This window comes from Streptomyces sp. NPDC001222, from assembly GCF_042896945.1.
Classification (GTDB): domain Bacteria; phylum Actinomycetota; class Actinomycetes; order Streptomycetales; family Streptomycetaceae; genus Streptomyces; species Streptomyces gibsoniae.
In genome coordinates this window covers 433,684-447,529 of sequence record NZ_JBIAXT010000002.1, presented here as the reverse complement: position 1 = coordinate 447,529, position 13,846 = coordinate 433,684, and the positions used below count along the sequence as shown (strand labels likewise).

Here is a 13,846-nt window from a genome sequence, read left to right as displayed (position 1 = left end):
GCGTTCCCGGACCGGACGGAAGCCCCCTCCCCGGACGGTCCGCATGCTGGACGGTCCGTGCACGGTTCCCCCAGCCTGCCTCGCGCCGTCGCCGGACGCGAGCCGTACTCTGGGGCCCATGCAGACCGCGTCGGACCGGCACGAGTACCCCGCCCACTGGGAGGCCGACGTGGTGCTCCGCGACGGCGGTACCGCACGCATCAGGCCCATCACCGTTGATGACGCCGAGCGTCTCGTCAGCTTCTACGAGCAGGTCTCCGCCGAGTCGAAGTACTACCGCTTCTTCGCGCCGTACCCACGTCTGTCCGCCAGGGACGTCCACCGCTTCACGCACCACGACTTTGTGGACAGGGTGGGACTCGCGGCCACGATCGGGGGCGAGTTCATCGCCACCGTACGCTACGACCGGATCGGCGCCGACGGCATGCCCGCCTCCGCGCCCTCCGACGAGGCCGAGGTCGCCTTCCTCGTGCAGGACGCTCACCAGGGACGCGGGGTCGCGTCGGCCCTCCTCGAACACATCGCGGCGGTCGCCAGGGAGCGCGGCATCCGCCGGTTCGCCGCCGAGGTGCTGCCCGCCAACTCCAAGATGATCAAGGTGTTCACGGACGCCGGGTACCAGCAGAAGCGCAGTTTCGAGGACGGCGTCGTACGTCTGGAACTGGACCTGGAACCCACCGACCGGTCGCTGGCCGTGCAGCGGGCGCGGGAGCAGCGGGCCGAGGCGCGGTCGGTGCAGCGGCTGCTGGCCCCCGGCTCGGTCGCCGTGATCGGCGCGGGCCGCACACCCGGGGGAGTGGGCCGCAGCGTGCTCGACAACCTCAGGGACGGTGGGTACACCGGCCGCCTGTACGCGGTGAACAAGGCCTTCGAGGGGGACCGCAAGGAACTCGACGGGGTGCCCGCCCACCGGTCGGTCCGCGAGATCCCCGAGCCGGTGGATCTCGCGGTCGTCGCCGTTCCCGCGGAGCACGCCCCCGAGGTCGTCGCCGAGTGCGGCGAGCACGGGGTGCAGGGGCTGGTGGTGATCTCCGCGGGATACGCCGAGAGCGGGCCCGACGGCCGTCAGCGGCAGCGGGATCTGCTGCGCCTCGCGCGGTCGTACGGGATGCGGATCATCGGGCCCAACGCTTTCGGGATCATCAACACCGCACCGGACGTCCGGCTCAACGCCTCCCTGGCACCCGAGATGCCGCGCACCGGGCGCATAGGGCTGTTCGCCCAGTCCGGCGCCATCGGTATCGCGCTGCTCTCGCGGCTGCACCGGCGCGGCGGAGGCGTCACCGGGGTCACCGGCGTGTCGACCTTCGTCTCCTCCGGGAACCGGGCGGACGTCTCGGGCAACGACGTCCTCCAGTACTGGTACGAGGACCCGGACACCGATGTCGCCCTGATGTATCTGGAGACCATCGGCAGCCCGCGCAAGTTCAACCGGCTCGCACGGCGCACGGCCGCCGCCAAGCCGCTGGTCGTGGTGCAGGGCGCGCGGCACGGAGGCGCCCCCCAGGGCCACGCCGTACGTGCCACGCGCCTGCCGCACGCCACGGTCTCCGCGCTGCTGCGGCAGGCCGGGGTGATCCGGGTGGACACGATCACGGAACTGGTGGACGCGGGGCTGCTGCTGGCCCGCCAGCCGCTGCCCGCCGGGCCCCGGGTGGCGATCCTCGGCAACTCCGAGTCGCTCGGCCTGCTGACCTACGACGCCTGCCTGACGCAGGGGCTGCGCCCGCTGCCGCCGCTCGACCTGACGACGGCGGCGTCGGCGGAGGACTTCCACCGGGCGCTGACCGCGGCGCTCGCCGACGAGGCGTGCGACGCCGTCGTCGTGACGGCCATCCCGACGGTGGGGGAGGCCTCGGCCGGGGACGCGGCGCTCGCGCGGGCCCTCCGCTCGGCCGCCGCGGCGGCCCCCGCCAAGCCGGTGCTCGTGGTCCACGTCGAACTGGGCGGGCTCGCCGAGGCCCTGTCCGCCGCGGCCAGCACCTCGCCCCAGGGCCGGCGCGCCGACGTTCCGCCCCCGGTGGAACTGCCGCCCACCACGGTTCAGGCCCCGTCCGACGCCCGGCTGATTCCCGCCTACCCCGCCGCCGAACGCGCTGTCCGGGCGCTGGCGGAAGCGGTCAGATACGCCCAGTGGCGACGCGACACCGCCGAGCCCGGCAGGGTGCCCGAGTACGACGACATCGACGAGAAGGGGGCCGCCGCGCTGATCGGGCGGCTGCTCGCGCGGGGCCAGGGCCTCACGCTCGGCAGCGACGAGACCTGCGACCTGCTGACGCGGTACGGCATCCACGTCCGCAGGGCCCTGCCCGCGCCCACCCCCGACGCCGCCGCCCGGGCCGCCCTGGCGATCGGCTACCCGGTCGCCCTCAAGGCCACCGCCCCGCATCTGCGGCACCGCGCGGACCTGGGCGGGGTCCGCCTCGACCTGGCCGACGAGGAGCAACTGCGGCGCGCGTACGCCGAATTGACCGAGCTGTTCGGGCAGCCGGAGCAGCTGCGGCCGGTCGTCCAGGGCATGGCGCCACGCGGCGTGGACACGCTCGTACGGGCCGTGATCGACCCGGCTGCGGGCGCCGTGCTGTCCTTCGGGCTCGCCGGAGCCGCCTCACAGCTCCTCGACGACATGGCGCACCGCTTGATTCCGGTCACCGACCGCGACGCCGCCTCCCTGGTCCGGTCGATCCGGACGGCGCCGCTCCTGTTCGGCTGGCGCGGCTCCGCCCCCGTGGACACACCCGCCCTCGAAGAGCTGATGCTGCGCGTGTCACGGCTGGTCGCCGATCACCCCGAGGTCGTCGCGGTCACTCTGGAACCCGTCGTCGTGTCCCCCCGAGGCCTCAGCGTGCTCGGCGCCTCCGTGCGCCTCGCGCCGCCACCGGCCCGTGGCGATCTCGGTCCGAGGACACTTCCGCCGTACTGAGCGGTGACGAGCGGTGCCTCGCAGTCAGTGGGCCCCCGTAGGATGGACGTCATGGCCAAGACCAGTACGACGACCCAGGGGCTGCGCACGGCGATCGAGCGCAGCGGCTACTACCCGGCTCTCGTGGCCGAAGCGGTGGAAGCCGCCGTGGGCGGCGAGCCCATCCGGTCGTACCTGGTCCACCAGGAGACCACGTTCGACGCGAACGAGGTCCGTCGCCATGTCACCGTGCTCGTCCTCACCGGCACCCGTTTCATCGTGAGCCACACCGACGAGCAGGCCGCGGACGACACCTCCCCGTCGCCGTACGCCACGACGTCGACGGAGTCGGTGAAGCTCGGCCGGATCTCGTCGGTCGTCGTCAGCCGCATGGTCGCCAACCCCGAGTCGTACACGCCGGGCACTCTGCCCCGCGAGGTCGTGCTGACCATCGGCTGGGGTGCCGTCTCCCGTCTCGACCTGGAGCCCGCCGCCTGCGGCGACCCCAACTGCGAGGCGGACCACGGCTACACGGGCAGCTCGACGGCGGACGACCTCAGCCTCCGGGTCAGCGAGGCCGGGGACGGCCCGGAGACGGTGCGCCAGGCGCTCACCTTCGCGCAGTCCCTCTCCGAGGCGACCGCGGATCTGAACCACTGATGGCGCTGCCCACCTGGGAGGACCACCCGGAGCCGCTCGCCGCCGGGTCCGCGCCCCTGCCCCAGTACGGATCCGGTTCCCTCGCCGACCTGCTGCCCACCCTGGCCGCGGGTATGGGCGTGCCGGGCCAGACCCCGGTGATCGCGGAACTGACCGCGGCCGACCGCAACTGCGTGTTCCTGATCGACGGTCTCGGCTGGGAGCAGCTCAAGGCGCACCCCGGCGAGGCGCCCTTCCTCACCTCGCTGCTGGCGTCCTCCCGCGGCGGCACCGGCCGCCCGCTGACCGCGGGCTACCCGGCGACCACCGCGACCTCGCTCGCCTCGGTCGGCACCGGTCTGCCGCCGGGGGCGCACGGCCTGCCCGGATACACGGTCCGCAACCCGGAGACCGGCGAGCTGATGAACCAGCTCCGCTGGCAGCCCTGGACGGACCCGTACGCCTGGCAGCCGTACCCGACCGTCTTCCAGCTCGCGGACGCGGCCGGTGTGCACACCGCCCAGGTGTCCTCCCCGACCTTCGAGCACACCCCGCTGACCAAGGTCGCGCTCAGCGGCGGCACCTTCCGCGGCCGGCTGACCGGTGAGGACCGGATGGACCTGGCGGCCGAACAACTGGCCGCCGGCGACCGCTCGTTGGTGTACACGTACTACGCCGAGCTGGACGGCGCCGGCCACCGCTACGGCGTCGACTCCGACGCCTGGCGCGGCCAGCTCATGTGCGTCGACCGGCTCGCCCAGCGCCTGGCGGAGCAGTTGCCGCCGCGCACCGCGCTGTATGTCACCGCCGACCACGGCATGATCGACATCCCGTTCGACGAGCGGCACCGGATCGACTTCGACGAGGACTGGGAGCTGCGCGCCGGAGTCGCCCTGCTGGGCGGCGAGGGACGCGCCCGGCACGTCTACGCCCTGCCCGGTGCCCAGAACGACGTGCTGACCTGCTGGCGCGAGGTGCTCGGCGAGCAGTTCTGGGTGGCCTCGCGGGACGAGGCGATCGCGGCCGGCTGGTTCGGCCCGCGCGTCGACGAACGGGTGTACGCCCGCATCGGTGACGTGGTCGCGGCGGCCCACGACGACGTGCTCATCATCGCCTCGGAGCGGGAGCCGAAGGAGTCGTCGATGGTCGGCAACCACGGCTCGATGACGGCCGTGGAGCAGCTGGTGCCGCTGCTCGAAGTCCGTACCTGAGCGGCGGGGGCGCACGCCCACGCTCTCCGTCCCTCCCGTCGCCTCCTCGCGCCCCCTTCTTCCATCCCGCCCCGAAAGGCCGCACTTTCCCATGCCCGAGCTGGTGTTCTTCTCCGGAACGATGGACTGTGGAAAGTCGACTTTGGCGCTCCAGATCGGACATAACCGCTCAGCTCGGGGCCTTCGGGGTGTGATCTTCACGCGGGATGACCGGGCGGGCGAGGGGAAGCTGTCCTCGCGACTGGGCCTGGTCACAGAAGCCGTCGAGGCCACCGAGGGTATGGATGTGTACGGATATGTGGTGAATCAGTTGTCCAAGGGCGGTAAGGTCGATTACGTGATCGTCGACGAGGCGCAGTTCCTCGCACCGGCGCAAATAGATCAGTTGGCGCGGGTCGTGGACGATCTCGGGCTCGATGTCTTCGCCTTCGGCATCACCACCGACTTCCGCACCAAGCTCTTTCCTGGCTCGCAGCGGCTGATCGAGCTGGCCGACCGGATCGAGACCCTCCAGGTTGAGGCGCTGTGCTGGTGCGGCGCGCGGGCAACGCACAACGCCCGTACGGTGGCTGGGGAGATGGTGGTCGAGGGTGCTCAGGTGGTTGTGGGTGATGTCAACCGCGCGGTGGAGGAGATCGGTTACGAGGTTCTGTGCCGCCGCCATCATCTCCGCAGGATGACCAGCGCTTCAGCCCGTGCGGGCGCGTTGTCCCCTGATGTCCTGCCGGTCACATCGGATTGACGACGTGGTTCCTCCGCGGAATCCGTAGCCGACGGGCCATGGGCGGGGCGGCTGGTGCCGGCGGTGGGGTGCAGGCACCAGCCGCCCGGAGCGTCGCGTCAGGGCGCCACAGGGTCCGTTGTGGCCGGCGCCCGTCGGCCGGGCCGCAGGTTCGAGTCCTGGGCAGGAATTCGAACCTACGCACACCGCTCCGGAGGGCGCCTGACTGCCAGGAATCGAGGCAGGCCACAGCCTTGCAGACGGCTGTTGGATGAGTATCGGTCCACACATAGTCCACAGCTCGAAGCATGCGCATGAGCATTGCTCTGGTCACTCGGGGCGTTGCCGTGCGAGTCATCGGGACCGTGGGGAGGGGCTATGTGAGAACCGTCGGATCCGCTGCCCCCGCTACACGCGCGCGGCGGCCGGTTCCGGTGGGGTGGCGGGCTCGTGCTCACGCTGAACGTCCGCTTTGGTCACCGCCAGGTAGGCGACCACCAGGACGATCAGGGCGAGCAGCACCAGAGTCACCGGCCCGTCGCCGAGGCCGAGGCCTCCGACGGAGCGGGGCTTGCCCAGGCCGTCGGCGATCGACGCGCCGAGCGGACGGGTGATCACGTAGGCGGCCCAGAAGCAGAACACCGGATTCCAGCGCAACCATCGGTACCCCGCCGCCGGAACGAGGATCAGTACCGCGAACACGGCCGCAGAGGTGAAGTAGCCCAGGTGCAGGGTGAACGCGGTGAAGTCACCCAGCGCCGTGCCCATGGCGAAGGTGGCGACTACGGTCGCCCAGTAGAACGCCTCACGGCGGGGGGAGTCGATGGAGTGGATCGACAGGGTGCCCTCGGTTCGCCGCCACAGCCAGAACACAGCCAGCAGCAGCACTGCGTACAGCACGCTGGAGAGGGTGTAGGGCACGCCGAGGGCCACGTGCATCACGTCGGCTGCCATCGTCCCGAAGATGCCGACCATGGCGACGGCGAACCAGTACGTCCACGCCCGGTAGCGAGCCTGGCGGAACTGGATCACAAGCGCGACGAGAAAGGCGGCGAATCCGAGCACCACCGCGAGCTGCGGCACAATGGCCTGGACGAGATAGTCCGAGGCGCCCTCCCCCAGGGCCGTCGACAACCCCTTTGCTATCCAGAAGGCGGCGACGATTCCGGGAACGCGAACCGCGCCTTGGACGACGCCTGCGGCGGTGCTGCCCGAACGGGCATGGCGAGCTATCGAAGTCACCCGAGCACGCTACACGAATCAAGACCCTCCTTGTCTACACGTTCGTAGACGGTCCCGCGTTGCGCTGACGGGAGGGGCGCCCTCTCTGTTTCGTGTACTGGCTCACCGTGGTGGTGGTGAGCGTGACAGGCACCCTTTACGCCGGCGTCCTCACCGACGGCCAGGGCGTTCCCCCTCGCGCTGAAGTACCCAGCGTGTTCGCCGGGCGGGAGGCTGCCGTCGCCACGCCTGAGCGGGCCGTGGTGTCCCATGCGGTGATCGATCAAGCAATCAGCGTGATCGTTGCCGAAGGCCGGGTGTCGACCGCGGAGGCCCGGAGGGGCGAACACCTTGCCGTGCTGGACATCGCACCGGCTCCGGCCAGGCCGAAGGGCAGGTCACGCGTGTGAGAATGCCCAAAAGGCGAGGAAATCGGGCGCGCCAACCTCGGCTGCCTCTTCAAGCGGATACTCCTCACGCCCTGCCCCGCCCCGTCGCAAGATCAGCGCCAGAGCCGAATCACGTGACCGTCGGCAGCAGGAGCCACTCCGACTGTCAGGGCGCTGACCAGGGAGAATGGAGAACTCTGGCTGGAGTGCCTAGGGTCAGCGTGTGGCTTTTATTGTGGTGTGTGAGGATGACGCGGCGGTCCGCGACGTCCTCAAGCGCGCACTCGAGCACGACGGTCATACGGTCGTAGTCGCTTCTACGGCGGACGGCCTGCTGCGGCATCTTGAGCCGGTCCCTCACCTGGTCGTCCTGGATCTCGGGCTTCCGGACGCTGACGGCCGCGATGTCTGCTTGGCGCTGCGGGCGCGTGGCGTTGATGCCCCGGTGCTGATGCTCACCGCTCTGGACGGCATGCATCACAAGGTGGGCGGCTTCGAGGCGGGAGCCGACGACTACATGACGAAACCGTTCGACGTCCCGGAGTTGCTGGTGAGGGTCCGCGCCCTGCTACGCAGAACAACCGCGACGACCCCACCGAGGGGCGTCGTTCTCGATCCGGCGAAACATGTCGTGATCTACGGTTCGACAAGCGAGAGCCTGACGCCGACCGAGTTTCGGTTGTTGGGCAGGCTCATCGCTTCGCAGGGCGACGCTGTACGCCGCCACGCCCTCGTTGCTGCCGGTTGGCCGCATGGTGCGCAGGTCAGCGACAACACCCTTGACTCCTTCGTTCGCCGGCTACGGACCAAACTCGGTGCGCTGGGCGTGGCCGATCGCCTGGCGACGGTCCGTGGGGTGGGCTATCGATGGGAGTGACCGGCTTCCGTGGGAGGGTCGTCGCGCTTGCGGTTCTGATCGCGACAGCGGTGGTCGCAGTGCTGGTGGTGGTCTCACACGTGTTGCTGAGCCAGGTGACCGACGCCGACGCGAACACTCTGGCGCATACGCGTGCAGAGGCGGTGGCGGCGAACGTAACCGTACGCAGTGGCCACGTCGCGCTGATTGAGGGCGGCAACGAAGCGCTGGACACCGTCTCGTGGGTGTATGCCGATGGGCGCCTCATCGACGGGATCGTGCCGGGCAGCCTCCTTGACCGCGTCGAGGCGCTTGCCGGCTCCGGGAAGTCTCAAACCACCACGGTCGGCAGTTACCTTCTGTATTCCCAGCCGATCCGACTAGAAGGCCACCGCGTCGTGGTGGTCGTGAGGGTGGATCTGACGCCGTACGAGACGTCGGAGCAGCGCAGCGTGACGATGTCGCTCATGTTGGGGGGCATCTCGATCCTGCTCGCAGGCGTCGTCGCATACCTCGTGGTGGGTCGTGCGTTGCGGGTGGTCCACGAAATGGCCGCTCTCGCCGACGACTGGGGCGATCACGAACCCGGGCGCCGATTCAACCTCGGCGTTCCTCGCGATGAATTCGGGGAGCTCGGGCGAACTCTCGATCGCCTACTCGACCGCATTGACAACGCGCTCGCGGACGAGCGCCGGCTCACCGACGAGATCGCCCACGAGTTGCGGACGCCCTTGACGGTCCTGCGGGGCGAGGCACAGTTGGCGCAACTCTCCGGTCACCATCTGGCACCGGAGTCTGTTCTGACCGAGGTCGACCGCCTGAACACGGCGATCACGACGATTCTGAGTGCCGCCCGGACACGGATCGATGGCGGTACCCGCTGCGATCTCAGAGCGGCGGCGCGACAGGCGATCGCTGGTCGCTCCATCGAACTCGCCATCCCGACCAACGTCGACGTCGCCGTGGCAAGCGAACTCGTCGTGGCTGTGTTGTCACCCCTGCTGGAGAACGGCCTGCGGCATGCGAGTTCGCGCGTTTGGGTCACGGCGCGCATCCAGCCCCAGGGCGCCGTGATCGATGTCCTCGACGACGGCCCGGGGTTCGATCCGGCGGAGGTTGATCGGGTCTTCGAAGCGGGCGTGACCAGCGGCAACGGGCACGGGTTGGGGCTCGCCGTGGTAAGGCGTCTCGCCGCGTCCGCGGGAGTGGCAGTCCGTGCGATCGCGGATGGTAACGGTCGCGTCGAGGTGACCTTCCCCACGCCATAGGCGATTGCGTAGTCAGGTTGTGTGCAGGTTGGCCGAGTCAACCTCGTCGCATGACAACGACAAGCGAAGCCCGCACGCGCCGCAGTGGGCGGCTGATGCTGAACAAGGTTCCCGAGGTCACCGTCTGGTTCTGGGTGATCAAGATCCTTTGCACGACCGTCGGTGAGAGTTTCGCCGACTGGATCAACATGAAGCTGGGCGTCGGCCTGGTGAACACGGCCTGGATCTTCACCGCGGTCTTCGTGGTGGTTCTGGGCGTCCAGCTGCGGCTGAAGCGGTACGTCCCGTTCCCGTACTGGCTGACCGTGGTCGTTGTCAGTGTCACGGGCACGCTGTACACCGACATCCTGACCGACCAGCTCAACGTGCCGCTGTGGATCAGCTCCGTAGTGTTCTCGGTCCTGCTCGCCGTGGTCTTCGGCGTGTGGTGGCTGCGCGAGCGCACCCTCTCGATCCACTCGGTCACGACGCTGCCGCGTGAGTCGTTCTACTGGCTCGCCGTTCTCGTCACCTTCGCGCTCGGCACCGCGACCGGTGACTGGACCCTCGAGCTCACCGGCTGGAGCCCGGGAGTCTCGGTCCTGCTGCCGCTCGGCCTCATCGCGGCGATCACGCTGCTGTGGAAGTTCGGCGCCAACCCGGTGCTGTCCTTCTGGCTCGCCTACATCCTGACCCGCCCGCTGGGCGCCAACATCGGCGACTGGCTCGCCTCCCCGAAGGTCGCTCAGAGCCCGGGCGACCCGACCGGCCTCGCGCTGGGCACCTTCACCACCAGCCTGATCTTCCTCGGCCTGATCCTGGCGACTGTCGTCTACCTGACGGTGACGCGCTCCGACGTGACCGAGACCTACGAGGCCACGCACACCCCGCAGATCACCGCCAACCCGCACAGGGAGCGCATCGCGCTGGCGGGCTTCGGCCTCCTCGCCGTCGCCACCGGGGCCCTGCTGGTCTGGGCGCACAGCCAGCCGCACGTCGGACCGGCGCCGGAGACCGACGCCACCTCCACCGTCCAACTCGCCCCTGGCCAGGCCGTGAAGAACTTCCCGTCCACTAAGGTCGACGCACTGAGGGCACTCGCATCGACCTCACTCAAAGACGCACAGTCCGGGAACGCGACCGGGGCCCACACTGCTGCCCAGTCGCTGCGAGACCTCTGGGATGCCGACCAGGCTTCGCTGCAGCCGCTGGACAACACGGGCTGGACGTTCATCGACGCCCAGATGGACCAGGTCCTGAAGACCTTCGGCATCGATCATCCGAACCCGCCGATGTCGCCGGCCCAGCAGGAGGCTGAACTCAACAAGCTCCTCACAGACATGCGCTGACGGACCTGATCGGCTGATCGGCGGCGACTCCCCTGGGGTCGCCGCCGACCACGCTCTCGCGGTGCACGGGATCAGTGACGCAATGGCCGCCGCCCGCCTCGGACAAGGTGCTGCCCGAGCTGCTTCGCGTCACCCAGGGGCGCACGGTGCCGGCGTACAACGAGGAATACGACCGCACCATCCTCACCACGGCTCCCGACCTGGGCCGGAGCGTGGAAGCCTCCTTCGACGCCGACGCCGACGCCGACGCCGACGCCGCCCCGCTGCCGCACCTGCTCACTGAGGACGAGCTCGCCGCCGCCCGTCTGATCGAGCTCGACGTCGAGGGCGGCGACGCCGCGGCCGTATGGACCGGCTCCTTCGGGGCGGCCCGGTCCCGCTATCCGCCGGCCCAGGGTGTGGAAGTGTTCGACGTGAACCGGCCCGACCGGACCGACCGCCCTCGGCGCGGCAAGTCGGACCCGCTCGATGCCCAGAACGCGGCCGGGCGGTGCCGAGCGGGCGGAAGCGCGCCCGGGCCAGGTCAGGCGATGGACCGGTGGACATCGCCCGGATGTACAAACTCGCCAAGGGGTCGGCGGTCAAGGCGCGCACCCAGGCGATCAATCAGCTCAGGACTGTCATCGTCATTGCCGACCCGAACCTGTGGGAAGAACTGGCCGGGTAGGCAAGTCGGTCGGGAGGGCCCTGGTGGTGTGCCTACGGTGACGGTGGTTGTGGGACACGGACGCCCTCGGGGAGTCGGTGGCGTTTCGCCCGTTCTGCCCGTTCTGCCCGTTCTTCCCGTTCTTCCCGTCCTTCCCGTCCCGGCCACCCGTTCCGTCCCTGCCCTCTCTGCCCTCTCTGCCGTCCTTCCCGTCCTCCCCGTGCTTGCCGTCGCGTCCGTCTCTTCCTTCCTTGCCGTCTTTCCCGTCCTTGCCCCGTGGGCCTTGCGGACCGACCGGCCCAGTGGTGCCCGGCGGTCCGGAGGGGCCGGCGTCGGTCCCATGGGCCCGCAGATCGTCGATCTGCATCTGCCCGGAGATGAGCGCGAAGGACTGCACGACGAGCGCGGCGATCAGTGCCGCACCGAGCACGAGGCGTCGCGGCCTTCGATGGGATTCGTTCACGCTGATCACATGACCCCTCACGGTGTGTGACGGCGTCAGAGTAACTGATGGATAGTCAGATCAAGTGGAGATCCTGACGGAGAGTCCCCGGTCGATGGACGGAGTCCATGAAGCTCAGCATGCGCCTGCTGATCTCGTCCGTGTAGTCGATCCGGGGCTCGTGGCCGGTGTCGGAGATGATCTACGCCCGGGCTCCCGGTATCAGGCCCGGGACGCGCTCGACCTGCCGCTGTGGATGCACCAGGAGGCTTCGCCTGCCGAACACCAGGTAGAGGGCGTGCGCACGGTGAAACAGTTCGCCCTCGGCCAGCGGCAGCGGGGCGGGGCGGCGGAGGCGGTAGGCGCGCACCCCCGCCCTGACCATGGCGCGAAGCTCCGGCACGACGAGGACCGGCTGAGGGTCGTGCCGCTGCCCTCGAGCGCGACATTCAACAGGCTGGTACATGCTCTCGCCGACGGGCGCGGGCTGCCGGGCAGCGCGCGGCGCCGCCGGCGTTCGGTACGGCCGTCTCCCCCCCATTCGTGCCGATGACGGTGAGTGTCTGACACGGAAATGACTCCGCCTACGGGCTTGCTCCAGAAAACGGCCGCGAACCGCGTGGTCCGGACTCGGCCACGACGCCCGGCGTGCGCGTCGTCTGCGGGCTGACCGGGATCGTGGGTTGCCGCTCCTCACCCCGCATCGTGTGACGTTTCCGCGGAGTGGACCGGGACGAGCAGGGTGAAGGTGGTCGGAATGCTGGCTGTCAGGGAGAGCCGGCCACCGAGGGCGATCGCCAGATCGCGCGCGAGAGCGAGACCGATACCCGTTCCCGGCCCGCCACCGCTGTGGCCTCGGTCGAACAACCGAGCCGCCGGATCGCATACCTCGCCCTCGTCCGTGACATCGAAGGCGAGGGCGTCGTCCAGGTCGCGTACGACCAGGCGGACCGTGCCGCGGCCGTGGACGCGGGCGTTGTCCAGCAGGATGTCGAGGACCTCCGTGACCGGTCCGCCGGGCACGGAGACGTCGTCCGGAACCTCCCGGGCGTGGCAGTCGAAGCGTCGGCCGGCCTGGGCGAACGGGCCGTGCCAGCGTTCCTCCGTGGCTCGCAGTACCTGGCCTACGGGACGCTCGGCCGCCCTGGTCCGGGACAGCGCGTGGGATGTGGTCAGGCGCAGGACCTCCTCCACCGTCTCGTGCAGTCGCCTGGTGGTCGCGAGCGCCTCGGCCAGGACGGGGCGCAGCGGGGCGTCGTCGCCCATCTCCAGACCGGACTCCAGCGTGAGCTGAAGACCGGCCAGGGGAGTACGCAGCTGATGGGAGGCGTTGGCGGCGAAGTCCCGTTCGTGTCGCAGGAGTTCGGACAGGCTGTGCAGCATCTCGTTGTGGGTGCGGGCGACCTGGTCGATCTCGGCGATGCTGCTGGGGGCCGCCCGGGCATTGAGGTGCCCTTCGGTGACGGCCTGACAGTGCCGGGAGAGGTCCTCCAGCGGCGCGGCCAGGGCCCGTGCCTGACGGCGGGCGACGAGGACGGCGACGGCCAACGCGGCCGCAGCCACTCCCAGCAGGGCCGCCCAGGACAGGAAGACCCGGTCGCGTACGGCGGCGACCGGGGAGGACGCCCGTACGACACCGATCACCTGCTCGGCGTGCGAGACGGGCACGGCGACGACCAGGTCACCGCCCGACCGGCTCCGGACGGCCGCACCGTCGAGGGCCCGGTGGACCAGGGCGTCGCCGCGCGCGAGGCCGCTGCCCGCGCGCAACCGCGCCTGGGGGTCGTACAGGCCGAGGTGCCCGCCGGCCGGTGGTGCGGGCAGTTCCACGGGGTCACCGGTCACATAGTCCGGGCTCACCCGGACTGCCCCGGCCAGGGCGGACCGCTCCAGGGTGTCGCGCTGGTCGGCGTACAGAGCGGAGCGGATGGCCAGGGCCAGGGGAACGGCGAGGAGGACCACGGCGACCAGGGCGGCAACGACGGCGACTCGCACCACGCGCTGTCTCATGCCCTCATGATGCGCCCCGCCCGGCTCGCGCAGTGGCATCCGTCCTGCCATCGTCGGCCTCTCAGCGGTCTCTCAGCTCGTGCAGCGGCCTCGGCCTGGCCATTGTCCGCGAGGTCGTCAAGGACACCAGGGCCGCACCCTGATCGAGGACGACCACCCCGGCGCGCGGCTGGTCGTCCTGCTACCGGCCCAGGAGTCCTGACCCCCTTACGC

Annotated in this window: 12 protein-coding genes and 1 pseudogene; 10 read left to right on the top strand and 3 right to left on the bottom strand. The window is 70.1% G+C overall.

The window, feature by feature from the left end; all coding sequences use genetic code 11:
* Positions 1-118 precede the first annotated feature (118 nt).
* The 4 genes from ACFY2Z_RS05060 to ACFY2Z_RS05045 all read left to right on the top strand — a co-directional run bounded on the left by ACFY2Z_RS05060 (position 119) and on the right by ACFY2Z_RS05045 (position 5,494).
* Positions 119-2,923: a GNAT family N-acetyltransferase gene (locus tag ACFY2Z_RS05060; RefSeq protein WP_390742775.1), complete on the top strand. Its 2,805-nt coding sequence runs from the start codon at positions 119-121 to the stop codon at positions 2,921-2,923.
* Positions 2,924-2,974: 51 nt separating this feature from the next.
* The gene (locus tag ACFY2Z_RS05055) at positions 2,975-3,562 is read left to right on the top strand and encodes a DUF5998 family protein (protein WP_390742774.1); all 588 of its coding nucleotides are present in this window, start codon (positions 2,975-2,977) and stop codon (positions 3,560-3,562) included.
* Positions 3,562-4,752 (top strand): alkaline phosphatase family protein, encoded by a 1,191-nt coding sequence (locus tag ACFY2Z_RS05050; protein WP_390742773.1) that lies wholly within the window; start codon positions 3,562-3,564, stop codon positions 4,750-4,752. The genes ACFY2Z_RS05055 and ACFY2Z_RS05050 overlap by 1 nt, the downstream gene beginning before the upstream one ends.
* A gap of 91 nt (positions 4,753-4,843) precedes the next feature.
* Positions 4,844-5,494: a thymidine kinase gene (locus ACFY2Z_RS05045; RefSeq protein WP_390742772.1), complete on the top strand. Its 651-nt coding sequence runs from the start codon at positions 4,844-4,846 to the stop codon at positions 5,492-5,494.
* 387 nt (positions 5,495-5,881) lie between these two features.
* Here ACFY2Z_RS05045 and ACFY2Z_RS05040 read toward each other — a convergent pair whose 3' ends face one another.
* Entirely contained in the window at positions 5,882-6,715 is an 834-nt protein-coding gene (locus ACFY2Z_RS05040) for a hypothetical protein (RefSeq protein WP_390742771.1), read from the bottom strand.
* A 92-nt stretch (positions 6,716-6,807) separates the two neighbouring features.
* Here ACFY2Z_RS05040 and ACFY2Z_RS05035 point away from each other — a divergent pair, with 92 nt between their 5' ends.
* From ACFY2Z_RS05035 to ACFY2Z_RS05010, 6 genes are all read left to right on the top strand, one after another.
* Complete coding sequence (locus tag ACFY2Z_RS05035) at positions 6,808-7,104, top strand: hypothetical protein (protein WP_390742770.1); 297 nt, start codon at positions 6,808-6,810, stop codon at positions 7,102-7,104.
* A 202-nt stretch (positions 7,105-7,306) separates the two neighbouring features.
* Entirely contained in the window at positions 7,307-7,960 is a 654-nt protein-coding gene (locus ACFY2Z_RS05030; RefSeq protein WP_390742769.1) for a response regulator transcription factor, read from the top strand.
* A complete protein-coding gene (locus tag ACFY2Z_RS05025; protein ID WP_390742768.1) occupies positions 7,951-9,207 on the top strand; it encodes a sensor histidine kinase in 1,257 nt (418 codons plus the stop codon). Before ACFY2Z_RS05030 ends, ACFY2Z_RS05025 begins: the two co-directional genes overlap by 10 nt.
* A gap of 50 nt (positions 9,208-9,257) precedes the next feature.
* A complete protein-coding gene (locus tag ACFY2Z_RS05020) occupies positions 9,258-10,535 on the top strand; it encodes a hypothetical protein (protein WP_390742767.1) in 1,278 nt (425 codons plus the stop codon).
* Positions 10,536-11,073: 538 nt separating this feature from the next.
* A complete protein-coding gene (locus ACFY2Z_RS05015) occupies positions 11,074-11,202 on the top strand; it encodes a hypothetical protein (RefSeq protein WP_390742766.1) in 129 nt (42 codons plus the stop codon).
* 319 nt (positions 11,203-11,521) lie between these two features.
* Positions 11,522-11,674, top strand: coding sequence for a hypothetical protein (locus ACFY2Z_RS05010; RefSeq protein WP_390742765.1), 153 nt, complete (start codon positions 11,522-11,524; stop codon positions 11,672-11,674).
* Positions 11,675-11,699: 25 nt separating this feature from the next.
* Here the strand turns inward: ACFY2Z_RS05010 and ACFY2Z_RS05005 are convergent.
* Both ACFY2Z_RS05005 and ACFY2Z_RS05000 read right to left on the bottom strand, forming a co-directional pair.
* A pseudogene (locus tag ACFY2Z_RS05005) lies at positions 11,700-12,041 on the bottom strand (alpha/beta hydrolase); the annotation flags it as partial.
* A 275-nt stretch (positions 12,042-12,316) separates the two neighbouring features.
* A complete protein-coding gene (locus ACFY2Z_RS05000) occupies positions 12,317-13,633 on the bottom strand; it encodes a histidine kinase dimerization/phospho-acceptor domain-containing protein (RefSeq protein ID WP_390742764.1) in 1,317 nt (438 codons plus the stop codon).
* Positions 13,634-13,846: the final 213 nt, after the last annotated feature.

Bases quoted from the DNA above. Each gene is read 5' to 3' on its own strand.
- ACFY2Z_RS05025 (WP_390742768.1), top strand. From the start codon at position 7,951: ATGGGAGTGACCGGCTTCCGTGGGAGGGTCGTCGCGCTTGCGGTTCTG.
- ACFY2Z_RS05010 (WP_390742765.1), top strand. From the start codon at position 11,522: ATGGGCCCGCAGATCGTCGATCTGCATCTGCCCGGAGATGAGCGCGAA.
- ACFY2Z_RS05060 (WP_390742775.1), top strand. From the start codon at position 119: ATGCAGACCGCGTCGGACCGGCACGAGTACCCCGCCCACTGGGAGGCC.
- ACFY2Z_RS05050 (WP_390742773.1), top strand. From the start codon at position 3,562: ATGGCGCTGCCCACCTGGGAGGACCACCCGGAGCCGCTCGCCGCCGGG.
- ACFY2Z_RS05055 (WP_390742774.1), top strand. From the start codon at position 2,975: ATGGCCAAGACCAGTACGACGACCCAGGGGCTGCGCACGGCGATCGAG.
- ACFY2Z_RS05045 (WP_390742772.1), top strand. From the start codon at position 4,844: ATGCCCGAGCTGGTGTTCTTCTCCGGAACGATGGACTGTGGAAAGTCG.
- ACFY2Z_RS05000 (WP_390742764.1), bottom strand. From the start codon at position 13,633: ATGAGACAGCGCGTGGTGCGAGTCGCCGTCGTTGCCGCCCTGGTCGCC.
- ACFY2Z_RS05020 (WP_390742767.1), top strand. From the start codon at position 9,258: ATGACAACGACAAGCGAAGCCCGCACGCGCCGCAGTGGGCGGCTGATG.